This window comes from Parafrankia irregularis (assembly GCF_001536285.1).
GTDB lineage: Bacteria > Actinomycetota > Actinomycetes > Frankiales > Frankiaceae > Parafrankia > Parafrankia irregularis.
In genome coordinates, this window is sequence record NZ_FAOZ01000008.1 from 173,697 (window position 1) to 195,894 (window position 22,198).

At 67.0% G+C, this 22,198-nt stretch carries 14 protein-coding genes; 9 read left to right on the top strand and 5 right to left on the bottom strand.

The genetic code is table 11. From position 1 onward, the window contains the following. Positions 1-861: 861 nt before the first annotated feature. The 7 genes from AWX74_RS15500 to AWX74_RS15535 all read left to right on the top strand — a co-directional run bounded on the left by AWX74_RS15500 (position 862) and on the right by AWX74_RS15535 (position 10,362). Positions 862-1,203, top strand: a complete 342-nt coding sequence (locus AWX74_RS15500) for an ArsR/SmtB family transcription factor (RefSeq protein WP_091277212.1) — start codon at positions 862-864, stop codon at positions 1,201-1,203. A 64-nt stretch (positions 1,204-1,267) separates the two neighbouring features. Next, entirely contained in the window at positions 1,268-2,497 is a 1,230-nt protein-coding gene (locus AWX74_RS15505) for a malic enzyme-like protein (RefSeq protein WP_165615644.1), read from the top strand. A gap of 1,157 nt (positions 2,498-3,654) precedes the next feature. Then, on the top strand, positions 3,655-5,469 hold the full coding sequence (locus tag AWX74_RS15515) for a phosphoenolpyruvate carboxykinase (GTP) (protein WP_091277217.1): 1,815 nt from the start codon (positions 3,655-3,657) through the stop codon (positions 5,467-5,469). Positions 5,470-5,740: 271 nt separating this feature from the next. Continuing rightward, a complete protein-coding gene (locus AWX74_RS15520) occupies positions 5,741-6,073 on the top strand; it encodes an ArsR/SmtB family transcription factor (RefSeq protein ID WP_006544955.1) in 333 nt (110 codons plus the stop codon). A 335-nt stretch (positions 6,074-6,408) separates the two neighbouring features. Continuing rightward, positions 6,409-7,611, top strand: coding sequence for an RNA polymerase sigma factor RpoD (gene rpoD / locus AWX74_RS15525; RefSeq protein WP_091277219.1), 1,203 nt, complete (start codon positions 6,409-6,411; stop codon positions 7,609-7,611). A 518-nt stretch (positions 7,612-8,129) separates the two neighbouring features. Then, positions 8,130-9,803, top strand: coding sequence for a SulP family inorganic anion transporter (locus AWX74_RS15530; RefSeq protein WP_226930783.1), 1,674 nt, complete (start codon positions 8,130-8,132; stop codon positions 9,801-9,803). A gap of 358 nt (positions 9,804-10,161) precedes the next feature. Then, positions 10,162-10,362 (top strand): DUF3073 family protein, encoded by a 201-nt coding sequence (locus tag AWX74_RS15535; RefSeq protein ID WP_091277223.1) that lies wholly within the window; start codon positions 10,162-10,164, stop codon positions 10,360-10,362. Positions 10,363-10,459: 97 nt separating this feature from the next. On the opposite strand, the gene AWX74_RS15540 is transcribed toward AWX74_RS15535, so the two are convergent. Further along, entirely contained in the window at positions 10,460-10,744 is a 285-nt protein-coding gene (locus tag AWX74_RS15540) for a hypothetical protein (RefSeq protein WP_226930782.1), read from the bottom strand. 1,313 nt (positions 10,745-12,057) lie between these two features. Beyond that, the gene (locus AWX74_RS15545; RefSeq protein WP_131799471.1) at positions 12,058-13,605 is read right to left on the bottom strand and encodes a chymotrypsin family serine protease; all 1,548 of its coding nucleotides are present in this window, start codon (positions 13,603-13,605) and stop codon (positions 12,058-12,060) included. Positions 13,606-14,456: 851 nt separating this feature from the next. On the opposite strand from AWX74_RS15545, the gene AWX74_RS42545 reads away from it, so the two are divergent. Beyond that, positions 14,457-14,675 carry a hypothetical protein gene (locus AWX74_RS42545; protein ID WP_091277227.1) on the top strand — a complete coding sequence of 73 codons (219 nt, stop codon included), beginning with the start codon at positions 14,457-14,459 and terminating at the stop codon, positions 14,673-14,675. Between the two features lie 83 nt (positions 14,676-14,758). Next, a complete protein-coding gene (locus AWX74_RS15555) occupies positions 14,759-15,214 on the top strand; it encodes an EAL domain-containing protein (protein ID WP_091277229.1) in 456 nt (151 codons plus the stop codon). 109 nt (positions 15,215-15,323) lie between these two features. Here the strand turns inward: AWX74_RS15555 and AWX74_RS15560 are convergent, their stop codons facing one another. From AWX74_RS15560 to AWX74_RS15570, 3 genes are all read right to left on the bottom strand, one after another. Next, positions 15,324-16,637: an ABC transporter substrate-binding protein gene (locus AWX74_RS15560; protein ID WP_226930781.1), complete on the bottom strand. Its 1,314-nt coding sequence runs from the start codon at positions 16,635-16,637 to the stop codon at positions 15,324-15,326. An 826-nt stretch (positions 16,638-17,463) separates the two neighbouring features. Then, a complete protein-coding gene (locus AWX74_RS15565; protein WP_091277233.1) occupies positions 17,464-18,975 on the bottom strand; it encodes a hypothetical protein in 1,512 nt (503 codons plus the stop codon). Between the two features lie 5 nt (positions 18,976-18,980). Further along, entirely contained in the window at positions 18,981-22,190 is a 3,210-nt protein-coding gene (locus tag AWX74_RS15570) for an acetate and sugar kinases/Hsc70/actin family protein (protein WP_091277236.1), read from the bottom strand. Between the last annotated feature and the right edge of the window lie 8 nt (positions 22,191-22,198).

Genomic DNA, 22,198 nt, shown 5'->3' on the forward strand with positions numbered 1-22,198 from the left:
CTACTCAGACCTCGACAAGGCGGGCATCATGCCTGCCCGGACCAGTCCGGATCATCACGTGGCCCGCTACAGTTGCGCTTCTCCAGGGCAGCCACGTCACGCGGGATCGCCGCATCCCTGCGGCTGCGGCACATCATCCAGCCGGGTCGGATGCAGCACCGACAACCCGCACGCTGGTCGTGGCGGTCAACGATGGAAAGCCGATAGCCTCCATGACATTTTTTCAACCCCCAGAATATTGAAGTCGCAAAATAGTCCGAGGCTACTATCGACTTGTTAATTCGTACACCAGGCGCCGTTGCGAACGATTCACTGCGCCCGCCGCCCCCTGGAACCAGAAGTAACAGAGGGCAGCCTTGTCGAATTTGGGGACTACTCCTCGACCGCTACCTCAGCGCTTCTGCTACAAGCGGCTACAATTCTGGTCGGACCGCAGGCCACGGTCATGACACTGAACCCTGTGCACGCATACGGCTACCTGACACTTGACGTACAGGGGCCGGAATGACGCTCGCTGTGCGGGCCAGCAGAGGCGTCCAGCCGGTGCACCTACCACCGGGCCAGCGACAACGTCGGCAGACACGTGCGACGGCCGCTGTCCATCCGCCCCGGCGATGGCCGATGGAGATCACCACGGCCGCATCGGCGACTCCTCCCGCTGGCAGTTGTCGCCGATCCGGTGTCAGTTGCTGACAGCACGCACCCGTCGCCAGATCCCCCACGACAGCTAGTTGCTGAATTCTGCAACTTCTAAGATAGTACTGTCTTGACGTTGCCGGGCGGTCGCGCACGGGGGGCGGCCGGGCGGGCTTGGCGTCATGGACGGTGAACGTGGCTGTACTGGCTGAAAGGGGTGCCCTGGTGGTGGTTCCACTGCATCAGGTGAAGGCGGAGTTCTTCCGCATGTTGGGGCATCCCGTTCGAATCCGGGTGCTGGAGTTGCTGGTGGACGGGCCGATGCCGGTGCGGGATCTGCTGGCGAAGATCGAGGTGGAGCCGCCGAACCTGTCACAGCACCTCGCGGTGTTGCGCCGCTCGGGCCTTGTGACGGCGACCCGCGAGGGGCCGACCGTGGTGTATGCGCTGGCGGGTGGGGATGTGGCCGATCTGATGGGGGCCGCACGCCGGATCCTGACGGAGGTGGCGGCGGGGCAGGTCGGTTTGTTGGAACAGCTGCGCGAGGCCGAAGCCGGCCGGTCATGAGAGGGCCACGGAGGCGGCGACCGATGCCGCCGGCTCGGCGGCCTGGCGCCGTGGGGACGGTCTCGTGACGTCCCGCGGATCGGCCCGGGTGAATCCGGCGTTCGGTCTCGCGGTGTACGTGTCCGCGCAGGCTCGGCCGGCTCTCGAGACGGTTCTCGCGCGGGCCCCGGGCATGGTGGTGGTGCAGACCGATGATCCTGGCCCGGATAGCTGCCGGCGGATCACCGTGGACGCGGACAGCGGGTCGACCCCGTTGTGGCTGGTACACGCACTGCAGGAGACATTGGGGTCCGAGCTTCTCCATACCGAGGATCCGGTGTTCGCGGTCGCGTCCACGGGGAAGCTCGGCCAGTCGCTGCGGGCGTCGATCGCCACGGGGCGGGACCTGGCGTTGTTGGACGTGGACGCGGACCGTCGCGTGGTCCGCCATCTGTCCACCCATCCGGGGCAGACCGACAGGTTCAGCGGCCGGACCCGCAGAGTGGCCCTGCTCAGCGACGCCAGCGCGGTGCTGGACTTCGAGCCGTTGCCGGCCGGGGCCTCGTTGCCGGCGGTGGAATCCCAGGCCGTCCACCTGCACCGGGAAACCGGTTTCGATGTTGTTCCGATCCCGATCACGGTCGATGGTCCCGACGAGCTCGCCTCTGCGATCCGCATGATCGATGCGGGGTTCGGTGCCTCGGTGCTGGTGCACACGCATGTCCGCCACATCGACGCGGTGCGCGCCGCCCTGCGGCCCGGTCCCGCGCCGCATCCGGTACTCCTCGACACCATCAACGATGGTTTCGCCGTGGCGGCCGCGGCAGCCGCCTTGAACCATCTGCGGCTTCGGGACATCGGACCGGGGCAGGCTCGGGTGGCCGTCGTGGACCCGCACCGCGGTGGGGATCTCGCCGGTCTCCTGCTGGCCGCCGGCATCGGCGATCTGATGTTGTACGACCCGGTCATCTACGGTGTGCAGCTGCTGCACCAGCTCGCGGACCGTCTCGATCTCATTGTCGACCTGATCGGTCTGGCGGCACCCCCCGTAGGTCCCGCGGTGTTACGCGCCCGGCCCGAGGCACCACCCCGTCTCACCCAGGCGACCATGCAGCCACGGCCCCTGCACGCGCTGCCGGGCCTGCTGCGCGCCGCCGTGACCGCCCGCCGATCGATCACCATGGCTGCTCGCGTCGCCGCAGTCCATGCCGTCGCGGAGCAGGCTCCCTTCGGCGCCCTGCTTCCACGACCAGACCATCCCCACCTCGTGTCAGCGGTTTCGGACGCCGCCCTGTCAGTGCTGTCCACTCCCTGATCCCGGCGGACCCGCCCAACCGCCCCGCACCCATGTCCATTACTTGCGGATATTAGCAATTCAACATTTCTGGAGGCAGTGACATCATCATGGCTATATGTATGCGGGACGCCGCCCATCCGCAGGTCCGGCCCGGCCGCCCTGCCCCCAAGGCAACATGGTGAACACGGGGCTTACCTCACAGGCGATCTCGCTCCGCGCGTTGCCCTACCGGGATGAGCTGGCCGCGTACCGGTACCGGCCGACCCCGAACCTGCTCGTGGGTGTCATCGTCGCGGTCGTCACGCTCCCGCCGGCGTGGGGTCTCGGTGTCACCTCCGGAGCGGCAGCCTCGGCGGGGCTCATCGCCGCGATCGTCGCCGGTGCCGTCGCGACGAAGACCGGGACAGGCCGTGGGATGCAACGCCGTGCTCGTGATCGGCGCGGCCGATTCGTCGCTCGCGTTCATGGCCTGGCACCAGCGGACGGAGTCGGCAGGGGCATCGTTGAGAACGCGAGTGGAAGCACGCAGACGGACGTGGGCACCTCGGGGTGTCCAGCGCATCTGCTGTTTGTGGACCACGCGTCCGCCGATGATCTGGTTGGCGGATTCAGCGGTGAACCTGTCTGCCTGCCTGGTGCCGAGACAGCGCCACCAGCGGAGGCTGGGCAGGGTGCTGGGTGCGCAGCGCGATCGCGCGGCTGTTTGTACGTCGGTTGGCGCGGGCGCAGGCCGGGCAGCAGGCCTGGTCGGAGAAGGCGGTGTCGACCTAGCTGGCGAGGACCTGGTGGGCCTCTGCGACCCGCATCCCGGCGCTGACGAAGTGAGAGCGGGCTGCTCACACACGCCGACCTCGACGAGGGCGGCGCCTGGCACAGCACCGGGAACGCCGCGGGTCTGCCACAGCCCTCCAGACCAGCAGCACGCTCCACCGCCGCAGACCGGGCACTGCCGACCCGGGGCTCGCGCGGAAGGCGTGGCTTCGACGATGCAGCATCGGTCGTCGAAGGGCTGTTGCGCGCCCCAAAGTCCGGACGCGATCGCGATGCGCCCTGCTTGGGGCCGTCGACCTACCCGCAACAACACATGGACGACCTTCCCTCTCAACTATCTGACGACTTCATCAGATAGTTGAGATACAGTTCGATCGTCTGACAGTCTGCCGAAGGAGTGGGAGATGCCCGTCACGATCCCGGGCCTGCAAGCGACACCGACGACACATCCGGCGTTGCTGGAGTGGGTCGCCACGATCGCTGATCTCACCCAGCCCGACCGGGTTCACTGGTGCGACGGCAGCGACGCCGAGTACGACCAGCTCTGCGCGGAACTCGTCGACAAGGGCACGTTCCTGCGCCTCGCCGAGGACAAGCGGCCCGGTAGCTACTACGCCGCGAGCGACCCCCGTGATGTCGCTCGTGTCGAGGACCGCACCTTCATCTGCTCGAAGAGCCGGGACGACGCCGGTCCGACGAACAACTGGACCGACCCGGAGGAGATGCGCAGCATCCTGCGGGGCCTGTTCGCCGGGTGCATGCGTGGCCGCACCATGTACGTCGTCCCGTTCTGCATGGGACCGCTCGGGTCACCGATCTCCGCACTCGGCGTCGAGATCACCGACTCGGCCTATGTCGCGGTCTCGATGCGTGTCATGACCCGCATGGGCCGACCGGCTCTCGAGCAGCTCGGCCAGGACGGCTTCTTCGTTCCCGCCGTGCACAGCGTCGGAGCGCCGCGCCAGCCCGGGCAACCCGACGTCGCCTGGCCCTGCAACTCCACCAAGTACATCGTCCACTTCCCCGAGACCCGGGAGATCTGGAGCTACGGCTCCGGCTACGGCGGCAACGCCCTGCTGGGCAAGAAGTGCTACGCGCTACGGATCGCCTCGGTGATGGCCCGTGACGAGGGCTGGCTCGCCGAGCACATGCTGATCCTCAAACTCACCGGGCCCGACGGGAACGTCCACTACATCGCGGCCGGGTTTCCCAGCGCCTGCGGCAAGACCAACCTCGCCATGCTCGTCCCTACCATCCCCGGGTGGAAAGTCGAAACGGTCGGGGACGACATCGCCTGGATGCGCTTCGGAGACGACGGACAGCTCTACGCCGTCAACCCCGAGGCCGGCTTCTTCGGCGTTGCGCCGGGTACCGGCCGGAAGACCAACCCCAACGCCGTCGACACGATCCACAGCAATTCGATCTTCACGAACGTCGCGCGGACCGACGACGGAGATGTGTGGTGGGAAGGGCTGACCGAGAACCCCCCGGCGCATCTCCTCGACTGGCAGGGCCGCGACTGGACACCGCAGTCCGCGACACCGGCCGCGCATCCCAACGCCCGTTTCACCGCCCCCGCCGGCCAATGTCCGACGATCGCCGCGGAGTGGGCCGACCCGGCCGGCGTTCCGATCTCGGCGATCCTGTTCGGTGGCCGTCGGGCCACCGCCGTGCCACTGGTCGTCGAGTCCACCTCCTGGCAGCACGGTGTCTTCCTCGGCGCCACCGTCTCCTCCGAGACCACCGCCGCGGCGGCCGGGACGGTCGGTGAGCTGCGCCGTGACCCGTTCGCCATGCTCCCGTTCTGCGGCTACAACATGGGCGACTACTTCGCCCACTGGCTTGCGGTCGGCAGCCGAGCCGGGGCGCGGCTGCCGCGTATCTACCACGTCAACTGGTTCCGCCGAAACCCCGACAGTGGCGCGTACCTGTGGCCCGGCTACGGCGAGAACAGCCGCGTCCTCGCCTGGATCATCGGCCGGCTCGACGGAACCGCCGAAGGTCGGGTAACACCGCTCGGTGTGGTCCCCACCCCCGAAGCGCTCGACGTCACCGGGCTGGAGGTGACCGCAGACAACATCGACCTGCTCCTGTCTGTGGACCGGGCCGCCTGGGAACACGAAACCGACTCGATCCGGCGATATTTCGTCGGTCTTGGCCCCCGCGTGCCCGACGGCCTCTGGGTCGAACTCGCGGCCCTGGCCGACCGGCTCCGTTGACGGCCATGTCCCCCATGTCCCCCGTCCCATCGCCGCCCCGGGCGTCAACAGGCCCGGTCAGCGTCGCAGCCTGGCGGTGGTGCCCCCGATACCGCCGGCCGCGTCCCGTCAGCAGGACTGGTCCGGCGACACCACCGTCCATCGATGCCCGCTCGATGACTGAACGACGCCGATCCAATCTGATGAAGTTGTAAGGTTGTCGAGTCACGTGACGGGCCGTTGGGCTGATGTCGTTCCTGACAGGCGAATAATGGCTGGAGGGAGAGGTCATATGGCGACGCCGTTGTACAAGCTGAAGGCGGAGTTCTTCCGGACCCTGGGCCACCCGGCACGTATCCGGGCGTTGGAGCTGCTCAGCGAACGGGAGTGGTCGGTGAGCGAGCTGGTGCCCGAGGTCGGGCTGGAGGCCTCGCATCTGTCCCAGCAGCTCGGGGTCCTGCGTCGCGCCGGGCTGGTGACGACCCGCAAGCAGGGCAACACCGTGTTCTACGCGGTGGCGTCGCCGGAGATCGTGACGTTGCTGGCGGTGGCCCGCTCCATCCTGACCGGCGTGCTCCACGAGCAGGCCGACCTCCTGCGGGACCTCCTCGCCACCGAGCACTGACCCTCCTGACGGAACCGCGACCACGCCTGACCACGACCATCGACACGGTGATCCCCTCTCAGGACACCGAGAGGCTGCCTGCCCCATCCCAGCCGACAACAGCGCAAGGAAAGAGCCCGTGATCGGGGGCACCTCACGGACATCGTTACGTTCGCCACGTGGAGAGAGGACCTGCTCAGTGGTCGACACTCTGAGCGCCTCGCGTCTTTCAGGAGTCTACGGGCGCCACGATCCACGTCGGTGGCGCGGACCCGTTCCCAGCTGCGACGCAGGACATCGCCGGGCCTCCCGGAAACATCCGCGGCCTCCGGTACTGGACATGGATGCCGATTGACATGGGTCGTTCTCTTCACGGACAGGTCCAGGCTCCGCCCACGGAGCTGAACGCCTCCGACGGGACCGCGGTGGAAAAGCTCGCAGAATTCATCACCCGGGGTAAGGAGAACGGTTTCGTCACCCCGGAGGACCTCGCCACCGCGCTCCTCGACGCAGAGCTGCCGCCCGAAAGAAGCGACCTCGTCCTACGGCTGCTCGCAGACGACGGTATCGAGGTCCTCGACGAGGCCGACGACGACGCTTCAGACACACCTGGGCGGCGTCGCGACCCGGAGGAACACGCATCCGCGATGCCGACCTCGGATCCGGTGCGGATGTATCTCAAGACCATCGGCCGCGTGCGACTGCTGACCGCGGCGGAAGAGGTCGACCTCGCGAAACGGATCGAGGCGGGCCTGTTCGCCTCCGAGAAGCTCGCCGCCATCCGAAGGATCTCCCCCCAGCTGCGTCAGGACCTGCAGGCGATCGAGCGAGACGGGCAGATCGCCAAGCACAAGCTGGTGGAGGCGAACCTGCGCCTCGTGGTGTCCATCGCCAAGCGGTACCTCGGCCGGGGCATGCTGCTGCTGGACCTGATCCAGGAAGGCAACCTGGGTCTGATCCGGGCGGTGGAGAAGTTCGACTACACAAAAGGCTACAAGTTCTCCACCTACGCCACCTGGTGGATTCGGCAGGCCGTCACGAGGGCCCTCGCGGATCAGGGGCGTACCATCCGGATCCCGGTACACATGGCCGAGATGGTCAACAAGGTGACGCGAATCCAACGGCAGCTCCTGCAGGAATTAGGCCGAGAACCTTCACCGGAAGAGATCGGCACACAGGTCGACCTCGCCCCGGACAGAGTGGAGGAAATTCTCAGGATCGCGCAGACACCGGTCGCCCTGGAGACCCCGATCGGCGCGGAGCAGAACTCCCAGCTCGGAGACTTCATCGAGGACAACGACGCGGTTGTTCCCTTCGAGGCGGCAAGTTCCGTACTCCTGCAGGAGCACATCGCATCGGTCCTCCACACCCTGCCCGCGCGGGAAAGGAAAGTCATCCAACTCCGGTTCGGTCTGGCAGACGGCCAAACCAGGACGCGGGAGGAGGTAGGCCGGGAATTCGGGATATCCCGGGAAAGGGTCCGGCAGATAGAAGCAAGAACCCTGGCGAAGCTGAGCCACCCGGCACGTTCACAACGCTTACGCGACTACCTGGCATAGCTGTCCAGACAGTACCGGGGCGCAGGGTCTGCGTGTTCAGCCGCCGTTGCCGGCAGGAGGAACCTGCGGAGACTGTTGAGGTCTGAGGAAGGCCATATGCCGGGCCCCGTCGGGCGGGCGCTCCGACGGCAACAGCCACGAGTCTGCCGGAGCATTCGCGGCGCGCCTGGACCGCCGCGCACGCCGAGGGGCATAGAAGCCGTTTTATCGCCCCTCTCCGTCTTCTCTGCCGCGTATCACCTCGGCCCGACGGTCGGGTTCGGTGCGATCTCCAACGTCACACCGAACCCGACCGCGGTCTCGCACCCACAGCACCGCGAACTGAAGAAACTATTCCTCTCATCATCTCCACCCGGAAGGGCACGGAGATCCACATCCTGACGATGAATCGGATTGTTCATGTACCCGACCACTCCGCCCGTCCTCAGCACCCCCGCCCTGCCACGATGAATACCGCCTCCCCCCGGTGGATAGCGTCGCTTGGTCGGTTCCTGCCCAGCCGGGCCGACGCGCTGGCCATGCGCCGTCAACCGGGCCGCGATCTGATCGCGGGGATGACCGTCGCGGTGGTCGCCCTACCCCTCGCGCTCGGATTCGGTGTCTCCTCCGGCCTGGGCGCAGCCGCGGGACTCACGACCGCCATCGTCGCGGGCGCCGTCGCGGCCATCTTCGGCGGATCCAACCTGCAGGTTTCCGGACCCACCGGGGCCATGACCGTGGTGCTCGTACCCATCGTGCACGACCACGGTCCGGGTGGGGTACTGACCGTCGGCCTGCTCGCCGGCATGATCCTGCTCGCGCTCGCCGTCCTTCGCGTCGGCCGCGCGATGCGCTACGTACCGGCCCCTGTGGTGGAAGGATTCACCGCGGGTATCGCTGCGGTGATCTTCCTTCAACAGGTTCCCGCCGCCTTGGGAGTACATCCACAGGACCAGGACACGGTGACCGCCGTCGCCTGGGGGGCCATCACCGACTTCGCCCACCGGCCACGCTGGACCGCCCTCGCCCTCGCCGCCGCCGTCGTGGCGTTCATGCTCGCAGGCGCCCGGCTACGACCCACCGTGCCGTTCTCGCTGATCGCCGTCGCCACCGCCTCCATTCTGGTCGCGGCGACCGGGTGGGACGTCGCCACGCTGGGCGCACTGCCCGCGACCCTGCCCAGTCCCTCCCTCGGGTTCCTCGACATCTCCGCCATCCCGACCCTCGCGGCGTCGGCGGTGGCGGTCGCCGCGCTGGCCGCCCTGGAAAGCCTGCTCTCCGCCAGCGTCGCGGACGCGATGACGTCCCAAGAACAGCACGACCCCGACCGCGAGCTGTTCGGCCAAGGCCTGGCCAACCTCATCGTTCCGCTGTTCGGCGGAGTACCCGCCACCGGTGCGATCGCCCGCACCGCCGTCAACGTCCGCTCCGGAGCATCCTCGCGCCTCGCGGCCCTCACCCACGCCCTGCTCCTCGCCGGGATCATGCTCGCAGCGGCGCCCCTCGTCGCGCACATCCCGCTGGCCGCGCTCGCCGGTGTCCTCCTCGCCACCGCCCTTCGGATGGTGGAGATCGCCTCGCTACGTGCCCTCAGCCGCACATCACGCTCCGACGCGGCCGTCATGACACTGACCACAACAGCGACCATCGCTCTCGACCTCGTCGTCGCCGTCCTCCTCGGCCTCGTCACCGCCGGAGCCCTCGCACTACGGCAGATCGCCCGCAGCGCGCGCCTGGAAGAGGTACCCCTGGACACGGCCGATCATCACGACGCCGACCAGGCACTTCTCACCGACCACGCGCTACTCACCGAGCACATCGCCGTCTACCGCATCGACGGACCCATGTTCTTCGCCGCCGCCCACCGCTTCCTTCCCGAACTCACCGCCATCGCAGACGTCAAGATCCTCATCCTCCGGCTTTCCAGAATCAGCGCGATCGACGCCACCGGCGCGATCGTCCTACGCGACATCATCGACCGTCTCGAACACCGCGGCACGACCGTCTACCTTTCCGGCCTGCGCCCCGAACACACAAAGGCCCTGGCTGCCATCGGTCTGCTCGACCGACTGGAAAAACAAGGGCACCTGTTCGACTCCGCCGCAGCAGCCATCCAGACCGCCCGAAACCATCTCCGCCACACCGGCACCATCCCGAAACAAGGACAACCACTCCCGGTGCACGCCATCATCCTCCCCGGACCCGAGGCGTGATCGGGTGAACGGCTGCGACGCTTTTAAGAACTTACCCGCACAGCGCCGGCAGATCGATGCGTTCTCGGGTCGTTAATTCGCTGACAGCAGGCGGCGATGGCATCGAGAATCCCGTCGACGGCCGTGGTCCAGATGAACGACTTAGGGCCATTGTTCCAGATGGTGATCCATGTGTGGATGTTGATTGAGGGCGGCCGCGGCCCGGTGCGCCGAGTGGCGCAGCCCGCGGGTAATCAGCTCGACGCACCAGCGTCCGGCAATGTTGATCAACGATGGGAACACAGGAACTTCTGGTCGGTCCCAAACGCGAACAGAACACGCGAACTTCAGGTATTCGAAGGATTGGGAGGCGTCGTCCATGGGACGCGGTCGAGCGAAAGCGAAGCACACGAAAAACGCCCGCAAACTCAAGTACGCATCCCCCAGCCTGGATCTCGACCGACTCCAGTCAGACCTCAGCAGCGCCCTCGTTTGGGAGCATGACGACCACGACGAACTCCTACCCCCAGACCCGCAGACACCCGACACAGCGGAAGAGCACGGGAAGCCAACCACCTAAAATCCCGAGCCGGCACATCCCACGTCATACACGGCAGTGGGGTCGGATAGGCTCTTCACCCGTTGACGGGACTCGGTGCCGATGGGAAGCGCTGGCCTCATTCGTTTCCTCGGGTCGCCGTTCCGGTGGCCGTGCCACCAGCGGCGGACAGCGCTGCCCGCGCGCCGCCTCGTCGCAGTGCCTTGGGGAGAAGCCTGATCAGCGCGGCGAGCACCGCCCGGTCCGCCCAGTCCCACCGCGGCCTCGGCTGGGTACGGCGCAGCACCGCGACCTCATGCCGCAACACCGGCAACTCGATGTCCTTCGACGCCGACGATCGACCGAGGAGAACCAACCAGCCACACACCCGCACGAAGCTCAGATAGAGCGGGCGTACAGACACAGCTGACCATCATGCAGGCCAAAACAGCGGGTATTGCCAGTGGTTCCCGCACTGCCCGACGATGTCCGCCTCGCCTTCAATGCCGCTCCCTCAACCGCCACCCAGCGGCATCGTCGAGCGTGGACAGGCACGACGTCGACGCATCACTCGATCACGACCAATCGACAGCCGCGGGACAGCGGAATCCGCCGAACAGAGCCGCCGTGACGGCGACCTTCGCGCGAAAGCGACAGCACTATCAGAGGACGGTGTTCGGCCGCCGGTCGAGAGGTGGGGACCGTTGGAGCAGGCAGTGGTTCAGCGCTTCGGAGGGCGCCGCAGCGCCGTCTGTCCACCGCCCGGAACGTCAGCGGCAGGGGCCGAGGGCCGCCATTGGGCCGCAGCGGCTCGGATCGAGCCCCTTCACGGCCCGCCGGGCGGCCCGATCGACCTCAGAAGCACCGCGGAGACCGTTGCCGTTCCCAGGTCTTCCACGCGTCTGACCGCGCCGTGGCTGACGTGGAGGCAAGGTCATACACCGGCCGACCGCCAAGCGTCCTGGCCAACCGCACGGCAACCGACCAACGGCTCCCCGTACCCCGACGAACACCTCCTGGGGTGGAGCGAGATTCCGAGCGCCACGCACCGGGCTCACCCGGGCGCCTGGTCAGGCCGGGTTGGATCCCCAGCTGAACTCTCACCCTGACGGCTTCGGACGTCTCCTCATACTCAGCTGCGGCAACCACTTCGCCTTCTGATCCAGCGCCGGAAAGTCGCAGCTCATGACCATCAATGCTGATGGTACAGCCATGTATGGGAGTATCCCAGGCGGGTAGCGCCTCCGGGTTCGGCGCTACCACGTCTCCCTCCTCGGCCATAAGTGCCCTTGCCAGCCAAGCGGGCTCCGGGACGAGGGCGGCGAGTTCCCCCAGGTGTTCCCAGAGCCCTCCTGCCGTATCGGACACGATTTCCGTTGGCATGCCAGGATGCATTAGTGCGGCCCGTGGAAGTCGCCCAGTGACTGCATAGGCTGCCTCGTCTACCGAGAGCGGATCCCCCGCCACGCCGCTCGTCTCCGGAGACCAGGATGAGATCCACACTCGCAGGATCTGTGGTGGCCTCGGCCCGAGGTCTGTCAACTCGGCGAACCGGCACAGCACCTCCGCCTGGGCGGCCACGGCACGTTCCAACCCGGCACGGACGCCCTGCGATGCCGAGGGGGCCAACGCCAAGGTCATGGTGCGCACGTGGAGCGACGGCGCGGTCCGCACCACCAGTCTCCGACCCGTGAACAGCATTCTCACCCCTGCCATGTCAATGTCGGTGACGCTACCCTATGGTATCGGTTCCGATTCCAGAGCGTGCGCGTCTATGGCATTCTCGATGTCGGTGTTGAACGTATAGACAAAGCCGCCCCCGACAACATTCTCGTCGTCGTCCTCGTTCCAGGTCGTGCCACTCTCTATCCCGTACACTCTGAATTCGTCGTCGAAGATATCGTTCACATCTCGGTAGATTGCCGAACCGCTGTCTCCATCGAGCGCGAAGTCTTCGGTGTTCTCATCCCATTGCATGGCTCTGGTCGCATTGTAGAAGATGGTGCCATCCGGCCAGATGACCTCTCCCTGCTCGTAGTTCCTGGCGCACTTCTCGGTGCCGCTTGTCACGCCCGAGAAGCAAACAAGGGTGTCTTCGACGAACTCGTCGGCATCGTCGGTGACGTTACGGAACACCGAGCCACTTTCGGCTATTATTTGGTTCGTCGCGAGTCCACGAGCAGGAATCCATATTGACGCCACGTCGACGTCGTCGTCGTGTCCGTCATACGAGTCCTCGATCGCGCCTATGGTGTTTCCGTTGTCGTCCTCGATCAGAGTCGGTTCGCCCCATATGTTGGTCGGGTCGAAGCAGTGCCCGGCCGTCAGCATATAGTAGTCACCGTTGGACTTCTGGGCCAGATAGCCGCCCGTGCAGCCAGAAAGCCATCCGTCGGCGATGTAGATGCCGCCGTACCAGGAAAGATTCTCGGGGTCGGGGTCGCGGGGCGCAGGGGTGTTCTCCGGGTTGTTCGCCGTGGATGACATCCGGATCTTTACGTCATCAAGAATGATGACATCACCGCCATAGCGGTCGGCAAGCACAGCCGCAGCTTCTGGCGTGGCGGCTGACGCGCGAATCCGAACCTTGTTCTCCTTCAGGGCCAGCGTCACCGCGTTGATCTGGATGCCGACACCCGCCAGATCCGCCCGCTCCCGCACGATCCGATCCTTGATGGCAGTCAGGGCGGATTTCGAGTACTTCACCCGACGGGTTGTGATCAATCCAGCCTGGTTGATCTTCTGGACCTTTGCTACCTGCTGCTCATAGGAGGAGTTGTCGACGAATCCATGAACGACTTTTCCGGTCGCGACATCGATCCAGATCCCCGCGTCGTTGGGATCGTTCTCGCCGGGGATGACGTCGACGGCGGCCTCGACAGCTCTGTCGAGAGCGAGATCGGCTGCGGAGAACGGAGTCGCGCCGGGCGACGTGCTCACCCTGACGGCTTCCGTGGACGAGCGGCCACGGGGAAGCGATGAAGAGTTATCGGAGGTTGTCTCCCCCCTGCCGAGCGGGATCACACTGGCCCAGTACTCGCCCCCATCCTTGACTGAGGGCTCGTCAAAGGTGGCCCAGCTACAGGTGGCGCACACGTCCTGGACGGCGATCTGCCGCGAAGCGGGCTTGTCGCTGCTGGCAGGTTGGCAATCGGCCCCCGCGCAACCGGACACGTAGAGGCTGACACGATAACCGGCCGGTCGAGTCTGGCCGTCTGGGATGTTCCAGACAACCTCGACCAGTTTGCCGGCGGTGAGTAGCGTTGGCCTGACGACCTCGGTCACCGATGAGCGCGGAGTCGCACTGTCGGTCGTAGGCTCGGTCGTCGAGGGCGAAACGGGTATGGATGATGTGAATCGGCCGGTAGTGTGATGTTCCGCCGTGCCGGCCACGGCGGACTGGGCCGCCACCGGATCGGTCGACGCAACCGCCCATCCGACTGGGGTCAGCATAACGATTAAAGCAGTGACTGTTGTTCGAAAGCATTTGGGTCCACGACGGTCGTGTGCGCGAGAATACATTAACCACTCCTCGTTAGATCAGGAGAAGACCCAGGGAACGAGCCGCCCCGACGGCAATGACTACGTGCCGGCGGTGCCACTTATCCGCGAACATTCCTCCAATTCTTCCGCGAGCGAGCCAAGCGTCACCCCAAGGGGGGGCCAACCCTGACGGGCGGTAGTAAATCGAGTTTATCGATCACCATCCGTAGGTGGAAACTAATGAAGAGTAAATCATTGGCGGCCTTTATTGTCCGCCGCGATCGACATATTTGTTGACCAACCCTCATCAGCGTCTGCCATATCTGCAGGTGGAAGCATCTATCCGAGACTCGGAATGTGCCCTAAATCACAGGACCGACCCTGTCTGGTACGCCCAACGATTCTTCGACATTGATCTTCAGCTTACTGAAGGCACCTGCGGGATACGCCAGAACGAAAGAGTTCGTGACTGCGGGAATACGCTGGTCAGCGGGATGGGCGGGTGATCTCGACAGCGCACACGGGGCCGTCTCCTGGGCCGGGCGGGAAGGGTAGGAGGGTGTCCGTACAATCAGGGCACTCTTTGCCAGCGCCCGGCTTGGCCCGCCCCTCGACGGCAGGGCCTCGAAACCTATCAACCAGTTTGAGGCAGGGTGTTGCGGAAATTAGCCAGCTGCGGCGTCTGGCTGGTCCTCCTCGCCCTCGACGGGCCGGTTGATCTACGCAGGTGGGCCTGGTGGTCGGCGGACGAACCGTTCGGGGTGCGCGGAATAGGCCGCGTCCAGGACGGCAGTGCGGGCCTGGTGGACCGCGGCGGCCTGCCCGTGGTTGACCACGGCCGGGGTGAGCAGGCTGATCCCGAGTGCCGGTGATTCTCTGGGGGTCGGACGCTGGTCACGGGCGCCCGATCTCTGCGTTTGCGCAGCTCAGAGGCCGTCTGGCTTGAAGGTATTGCTTGCTGCTGGATGACGTCTCCTCGGTCCTCGCCGCCGCCAATGCAGAACGCCGCTTCCAGCTGTGCCTGGAGATCACCGAGGAATCACTGATCCGATACCTCCCATCCACGGTGGCGACCCTGCACTCCCTCCGAGATCTCGGGGTCCGGGTGTACCTGGACGACTTTGGCGTCGAGAATTCCTTCCTCGGCCATCTGCGGGGCCTCCCGATCGACGGAGTCAAGATCGACCATCGGCTCGTCGCCGGGCTCACCACGGACCGGGCCGACCGAGCCGTCATTGATGCCGTCATCCGCCTCGCCCACGCGCTCGATCTCATCGTCATCGCCGAAGGTGTCGAGGCCTCCGACCAGGCCAGCGAACTCGGCCGCCTTCACTGCGATCTCATGCAGGGCCGTTACCTGGCCTGTCCACAGGACCGACTGCCGGACCTGGACACCATCGCGGGGCTGTAGAAGCAACATGGCCTCTCCCGACCCGCCCGGGTCCGTATGACGGTGGACGTCGCCTGTCTCGCACGCACGCACGCTCAAACGAGGCGAACTCCGGTCTGTCTCCCTCCGCCTACCGCCCCGTTGGCTGCAGACGGGTGCCACACCACTGGCTCGATCCATCACCGTCGTGCATGACGTCGAAGCCGGTGGCGTTGGCGTTGACGCGAACGAACGCATAGCAGGTGCTGACACTGCCTCGGTTCGTGGACAGGTCGATCGTGCCGGGGACGAGGCCGCCTGCGTCGTAGTCCTTTACTGCGCGCAGATTCGTGATGAAGGACTCCCGGGTCGGGCAGGGGCCCGCGGCCTGCAGACCGCGGAGAAAAAGATCGGCGCTGATGTAGGAGGCGACGGCGACCTCCTGGTCAGGCGTTTCCAGCCCGGGCCCGTACAGGGCCATCGCATTCTCGTACTGGCCGATGGCAGGTGACCGTGACTCGAAGGGGGTGTAGTTGAGCCAGATGGACAGGCCGGCGAGTGCCGCCCCCTTCTCCTGCAGCAGTCGGGCATTGTAGCCGGTGGGGCTGATGATGACTCTCGGCTTGCCGCCACGCACGCGGACCGCTTCCAGGACTTCGGCGAGACTGTCCATCGACACGGTGGAGACGATGATATCGGCCTTGCTCGCGATAATCTGGTCAGCGGTACGCGTGGCGCTACTGATTCCAGTCGTGAAACCAACACGTCCGACGGTTTCGATGTACTGGCTGCCGAGGCTGACTATCAGCTGATCGGCGATCTCCGTCGAGCTTCCAGGATCTTCTTGCTGAAGTACGACAGCCCTGGTACCGCCCTGTGCTCTCGCATACCGGCCGAAGGTGGTTACTGCTGCACCCTTGGCCGAGACGTAGGAGAACGAGAACATGTTGTCGTGGTCGTTCCACAGCGACTCGGCCGTCAGCCCTGTCACCGGAACACCTGCCTGGTCGAGGTAGTCCGCGGACCCGGAGACCGCCGCGCTCAGCTGGACGAGCCCGAGGGCCCTCTCCTTCTCGACGAGGTCTTTCGCGACCCGGGCGTTGACGGCTGGTGCGTCCGAGTCATCACGCCAGACGAGCTCGATCTCACGGCCGTTCACACCGCCGGTCGCGTTGGCGAGACCGATTCGGGCCTCGACAGCGCTACGTGCCGGCCTGAACGCATCCGCGAGTCCTCCGGTGTCCGGATAGATCAGGCCTACCTTGATCGATTCCGGAGTCACTCCGGGAGCTTCGCAGCTCGCGATCCGACCAGCGTCCCCCTTGCCGGCGGAACAACCGGCGAGCAGCCCGACCGCCACGGCGGACGTCACCGCCTTGCGCCGCCAAGGAGATGAGCGTCGACGGGTTCCAGCCCGAAGCTCCTTCGCGGCCGCGAGCATGACGACTAATCGTGAGACACCCATCGGATACTCCCTAGCAGGTGCCACGGCCCCCGTGGTGACGCGTGGCGGAATGTGCGAACGCTCCGCCGGGGCGCCACGTGGCTGCGTGACTCCCGGGCGGCCCCACCCACTCAAGCGGGTAAGCCAAAATTGGATATTGGATATTTTAGTACATCCGGCCGGATCGGCTTCGGCGACATCGAGTCGGCGAGCTGCCTCGGCGAGCGTGCCGCTCGTTCAAGATGACCGGCGGTGGCAGACCGTGCCGTTCGGGCCGAGTTGGACCCGACCGTCGACGGAGAGCCACGGAGGGCGTCCGACCGCCGCGTCCCGGCTGGGGCAGATCAGCGTGGAATCAACGCTCGCCCCTCGGCTCACACGCTACCGCCCGTGGGTCGCAGGCGGCGATGACTGCATCGCTTCACGTATCGCTGAGCCATGTTGAAGCGGCCTTCCACTCGGAGGACCGTGGCGGTGGGCCGAGACCGAAGACCTTTCGAAAGATTCATCAGCATTCCCCGTGCCAGGATTCGGTTGGACGGCCGGCACTGGCAGGGCTGGCCTCCGAGCAGCGCCGGCCGGACGATCGGGCCGGACACGCCCACCACCTGCACCTTCTCTCTTCGACCTCTGAGCCGGTGGGGTGACCATAGGGTAGATACAGTGTCCAGTCAACGGCCTGCCTGTCCGCCTAGTTCGCCGGGTCAGCGCTTCGGGTCTCACGCACACGGCCGGTGTCGCCGGCGGCGGCCAGCACGCCCCGCAGCACGGCGAACCCGGCCGCCGTCGAGATTCCGTGGTGTATCAGCAGGCCGTAGGAGCAGGCCGATGGATCGAGGCCCAGGGTTCAACGACTGGTTGTTCGCAATGCGCGGCCTTGGCTTTCGAATCGGCCGCTGGAGCCGAGGTAGGGCGCCCTGAGCTCGCGGAGCAGCCAGCCGGGGTGCTGCCTGTCGATGATCTCGATGTCGTCATCCCGGTAACGGTCCGGCTGTGTGCGTTCGGTGGTGTTGACAGGCACCGCGCCGATGTCCGGCCGCGGTCCGCCGGCGATCTCGGTCCCGGCCTGGTCAAGTGCACGCCGGGCCGCCGTAAGCGCGCGATCCCACCAGCTGTCCTTGGCCGGCAGCGGCCAGGGATACACGGAGGCGACCATCTCGTGGACGCGCCAGACCTCCTCCGCCTCGGCCTCCGACTGCTCGGGCTCGGCGTTGGCGAGTCGCCGAAGCCTCCGCAGCACCTCCTCTCGATAGCGCGCCCGGACGTCCGGGTCGCACAGCGGCCGGTCGGGCCCCCGCTCCCAGGCGCACCGCACCAGTTCGGCCGGGTCATCGAGTTCGGAGATACGCAACAGGTCGCTGACCGCCACCGCGAGTACGCCGAAGCGCTCGGCTTTCGTTCCCAGCGCGTCGACGGCCTCCTGAAGTGGTTTGCCCAGGCCGAGGCTGTCCGCGGACGGCACCGGCGCATGGCCGTGGCCGGCCATCCCGGCCGCCAGGCAGTCGTGCTCGTGCTGGGCGACGTCGACGGGGAACGCCAGCAGTACCAGGCCGACCCAGGAGGCGAGGATCTCCGGGGCGGCGATGTCCGGCGCACGCAGCGCGGGTGACGCGGCCGGAACCAGACCACGGCTGCGCGCGGGATGGCCGGCGAGCCGACTCGCTGCCTCCCGCAGCACCTCGCCGCGGGAGGCAGCGGCAACCGCGACGGACATCTGGACATCGACAACGTCCGCGTCATCGCTGGGCGGCTCGTCCGCCGCGGTCGCGCGAGTGCCAACAGCGCTGGTAGCGCCAACAGCGCTGGTGGCGCTCGCGGCAGGCGGCAGAGGCCGAAGGGCTGTCCCAGACCGGGTGGTTTCCACGTGCCCGGGATGCGAACTGCCTGCTACGGCGCCGTCGGCCCCCGCGCCAGGTGGCCCGTCGCCGACATAGACCGGCGCTGGGTTGAGTTCGCCGTAGGGCATCGGCCCGGCGTTACGGCTGACGAGACGCGCCAGTGCGTCGCCGCCGGTCCGCAGCGGGCCGCGCGCCTCCGGCGCCGCCGAGGATGGGTCGATCCAGTCCGCCGCGAGGCGGAGAAGGTCGCTGCGGGCGCGGGAGGTCGAACCAGGTTCGCGCAGCGCGCCCAGTACGGCGCCGAAGTCCGTCAGGTCCTCGGCGGACAGGGAAATTCCTGGTCCCGCCGTGGTTACGAACGCTCCTTGCGACCGCGGTGCGCTGGTCGCGGACGAGGACAGCGAGGGGTCGTGCAGTGGTGCCTGGGGGGTGGCTGGATGACCGTCGGCCGCCTCGGGCAGTGACACGGCGGTGTCCGTCGCGGGCTCGGCTGGCTCGCTGGTTCCAGTGGTCGTTGTCATTGCTCTCAGTGCTCACCTGTGAAGGGGATCCAGTCGGGGTCGAGGTCGGGCACACCGGGCCTCATCTCCTTGCGCAGCACGCTTCCCGGGTTCCGGAGAAGGTCGGTGAAGGAACGCGCCGGCCAATAACGCGGCCGGCCGAGGTGGAGGCGGAGCCGGCCGTCCTCGCTCAGTGACGCGAACCAGGAAGCGCCTTCTTCGACCTGCCACTCCGGCTTCGGTACTGGTCCGAACACTGGGGAGTCGCCGTCGAGCGTGCGGGCGAGAAACGTCCAGGTGCCGCCGTCGGGGATTTCCGGCAGAGGGACGATCGAAACCCGGGCCCGGAACTCCTGCGGCTGTCCGTCGGTAGCGGCGGGGCGGACGAACATGTCGGGATACGACTCGGCCACCGTCCCGTTCGGCAGCGCGGGGAACACCTCGACAGCGCGCTCTGGTCCACTCTGATCAGGCACGGCGAACACCGCCGCGGTCGCCGTCCCGTCGGTGAGCGCCTGCTGCCGCAGCTCGTAGCCCTCGTCCTCGGCGACCAGGTATGGCACCCTGCCGAGGCAGAGATTGACAAACGGGTTGAGGCGCTGGTCGACCTCGACCTGCATCTGGACCTTCGGCTGCCCGGGCGCGAGCGGTTTCCACCTGTTGTCCGATTCGGTCGAGACGTGTTCCAGGGCGGCCTCTCGCGCGGGCACGAACTGGCCCCAGACGATGTCCTCGGAGGCGTCGATCATCCGGTAGAGGTCGGCACTCCCCCAGACCGCCCCCCAGGGGCCCCGGGCCGTGCCCAGCTCACCCTTGTGACCGATGACGAACGGGTCACCGGCACGGAGCACGTCGTCGGCGACGTCGTCGTTGCCCCGCAGCCGGAAGTCGCAGGGCAGGCGGAGCATCAGGCCGCCGGTCTGGAAGGCGATCCGGCTGTCCCCCTTCTGCGCCCGCTCGTCGACTCCGACACCGGCGACTGTCGCCGCCCAGGCGGCGCCCATGGATGCCACCTCCTTGGCGCGCTTCTTCTCCACGACAAGGTTGGTCGGGTTCCAGGTGAGCGGCCGGCCTCGGACGGACAGGTCCGCGAGGCGGGCTCGGATGGTCTCGGCGACCAGCGGCATCTCGACGGTGCGGCCGGACAGCGCCACTTCGTCGAGCCTGGCGTCGGGGTCACCGCGGAAGGAGGCGCTCACCTGCGCCGCGGCCAGGCCGGCCGCCCGCCGGATGAGCGGCCGGACGAGGCGCTCGAAGTCCTCCGACCCGAGAGTCACCTTGAACGTCATCTCGGCGCCGCTGTTCCCGCTGCCCGACGAATCGTTCCCGCCCGGATTGGCCGACGTCTTCACCGATGCGCTGAGAAACTTGCTCAGGTCGCCGTCCTCCCAGGCCCGGCGACCGCCGAGCTGCTGCTTGGCCTTGTCCGCCTTGTGCCATAGCTCGAGGAATTCGGTGGCCTTTCCCTCCCCTCGGGTGGGTACCAGCTCGTCGAGACGGGCCCTGACCGTGGCGGGCACGGGCTTACGCGCGCCGCTGGTGACCACCTGCCTGGCCAGGTTCTCGGCCGGCTGGCCGGCGGCGAGCAGGTAGGCGTCGGCGATCGCGGCCTTCAACCAGTAGAAGACCCTCAGCGTGAGGTTGTCACCGCCGAGCTGCGGGTGACCGGTGGTGCCGAGCACCTCGGGCGTGAGCCGGTAGCGGCGCCCGATCAGCCGGTCGTCGTCCGCACCGACGGGTATCTCGGTGAGCCGGACGCCGATGAGGGCGATGTCGGTCGTGCCACCGCCGATGTCGACGACGAGGATGGTTCGCTGCCACCGCTTCTCGCCGTTCGGGCCGTCGGGCAGCCGTCGGGAACGGCCGCGCAGTGCCTCGACGCCGATCCCGGAGGCCGAGCCGATCCCGAGCATGACGAAGTACAGTGCCGCCGCGATCCCCTCGTCGACGTCGATCGGTGGGATCTCGACGTCTGGCATCGCCTTCAGGGCAAGCTCGCGGAGCCGTTCGCGGGCGGCCGGCGGAGTCACCGTCGGGCACAGCAGAAACACCCGGCGCAGGGCCAGTGGTTCGCCGGTGTCGGGATTCTCCTCGAGGCGCTGCTGGGCCTCGCCGTAGAGGTGTTTGAAGACCTGGCCGAGCAGATCGTCCGTCTGCGCCGTCCTCGCGGCCTCCGGCAGGTCGCCGCGCGCGCGGAACTCCCGGAGTGTGGACAGGGGCCGAGGCACGGTGATGCTCGGGAACTCGCGCTTGAGGCTGCGGACGCTGCCTTCGATCTTCCCTCCGTCTTTGGGCGGCTGGTCTCGGAGCTCCATCCGCACTGTGAGTGGATCGAACGTGACGACGTGGACCATGCTGGAAAGCGCGGTGACCGAGCTCTCCTCCGGGGCGCTGAACCGCACCGACTGGAGGCCGTTCGCTTGCAGGGGCGGGACGGCGTAGGCGTCGCGCAGGGCCTGGTCGAGCCGCCGGTGCAGCTCACGCGGAGCCCGGCGCCCGTGGCAGGCGACCTCCAACGGGCCGAGAACCGCGTGGAGCACCTCCAGGTTGCCGCTGTCCAGCTGGGCCGCGATCTCGTCGAGGGTGCGCTGGTCTCCGGTCCGCCGGAACACCTCGGCGGGCACGCCGCCGAGCAGTTTGGCCCATTCGTCCTGGGTATCGGTGAGCGGCACACGCAACAGGCCGGCCAGCGCCCTGGCGAGCGCACGGGCCTGCTCGGGGTCCAGCGGGTCCTGCAGATCGACCCTTGGCTTGTAACGGAGCGTGATCGCAGTGGTCGTCGTGCCGAAGTCGAAAACGGCGAAGCCGGTGTACTCCCTGGCCGGCGGGTCCGCGGTCGCGGCGCTCGGCTCCAGCGTGACCAGCAGGACCGTCTCGTTCACGGCCGGGGAGGACCACGTCACGGCGACCGTCGCCGCCGCGGTGATCAGCTCGCCGGGGACCCGAATTCCCGGGTTGGTCAGCACGGTGACGGCGGCCGCGGGATGGCCGGCGTCGACGAGCCGCAACCAGTTGCCGCGCAACCACTCTGCGAGCGGCTCGGCCTGCGGGTCGTCGACGGACAGCTCGGCCTGGATTTTCGGCAGTGCCCGCCCGGGCACCAGCAGCTGCATGGTGACCTCGGGCAGGCCGTAGGTGCCGCCGAGGATCGGGTCAGGAGAGGCCGTGTAGGTGTTCGCGCCCTGCAGTGTGACGCGCGGATCAGTGCTCCGCGTGATGAGCTCGAAGTCAGCCATGGTCCGGT

What these genes read in the sequence shown, in the direction of transcription:
- AWX74_RS15515 (WP_091277217.1), top strand. Translation starts at nt 3,655, where the DNA reads ATGCCCGTCACGATCCCGGGCCTGCAAGCGACACCGACGACACATCCG.
- AWX74_RS15520 (WP_006544955.1), top strand. Translation starts at nt 5,741, where the DNA reads ATGGCGACGCCGTTGTACAAGCTGAAGGCGGAGTTCTTCCGGACCCTG.
- rpoD (WP_091277219.1), top strand. Translation starts at nt 6,409, where the DNA reads ATGGGTCGTTCTCTTCACGGACAGGTCCAGGCTCCGCCCACGGAGCTG.
- AWX74_RS15530 (WP_226930783.1), top strand. Translation starts at nt 8,130, where the DNA reads ATGCGCCGTCAACCGGGCCGCGATCTGATCGCGGGGATGACCGTCGCG.
- AWX74_RS15535 (WP_091277223.1), top strand. Translation starts at nt 10,162, where the DNA reads ATGGGACGCGGTCGAGCGAAAGCGAAGCACACGAAAAACGCCCGCAAA.
- AWX74_RS15560 (WP_226930781.1), bottom strand. Translation starts at nt 16,637, where the DNA reads ATGGGTGTCTCACGATTAGTCGTCATGCTCGCGGCCGCGAAGGAGCTT.
- AWX74_RS15565 (WP_091277233.1), bottom strand. Translation starts at nt 18,975, where the DNA reads ATGACAACGACCACTGGAACCAGCGAGCCAGCCGAGCCCGCGACGGAC.
- AWX74_RS15570 (WP_091277236.1), bottom strand. Translation starts at nt 22,190, where the DNA reads ATGGCTGACTTCGAGCTCATCACGCGGAGCACTGATCCGCGCGTCACA.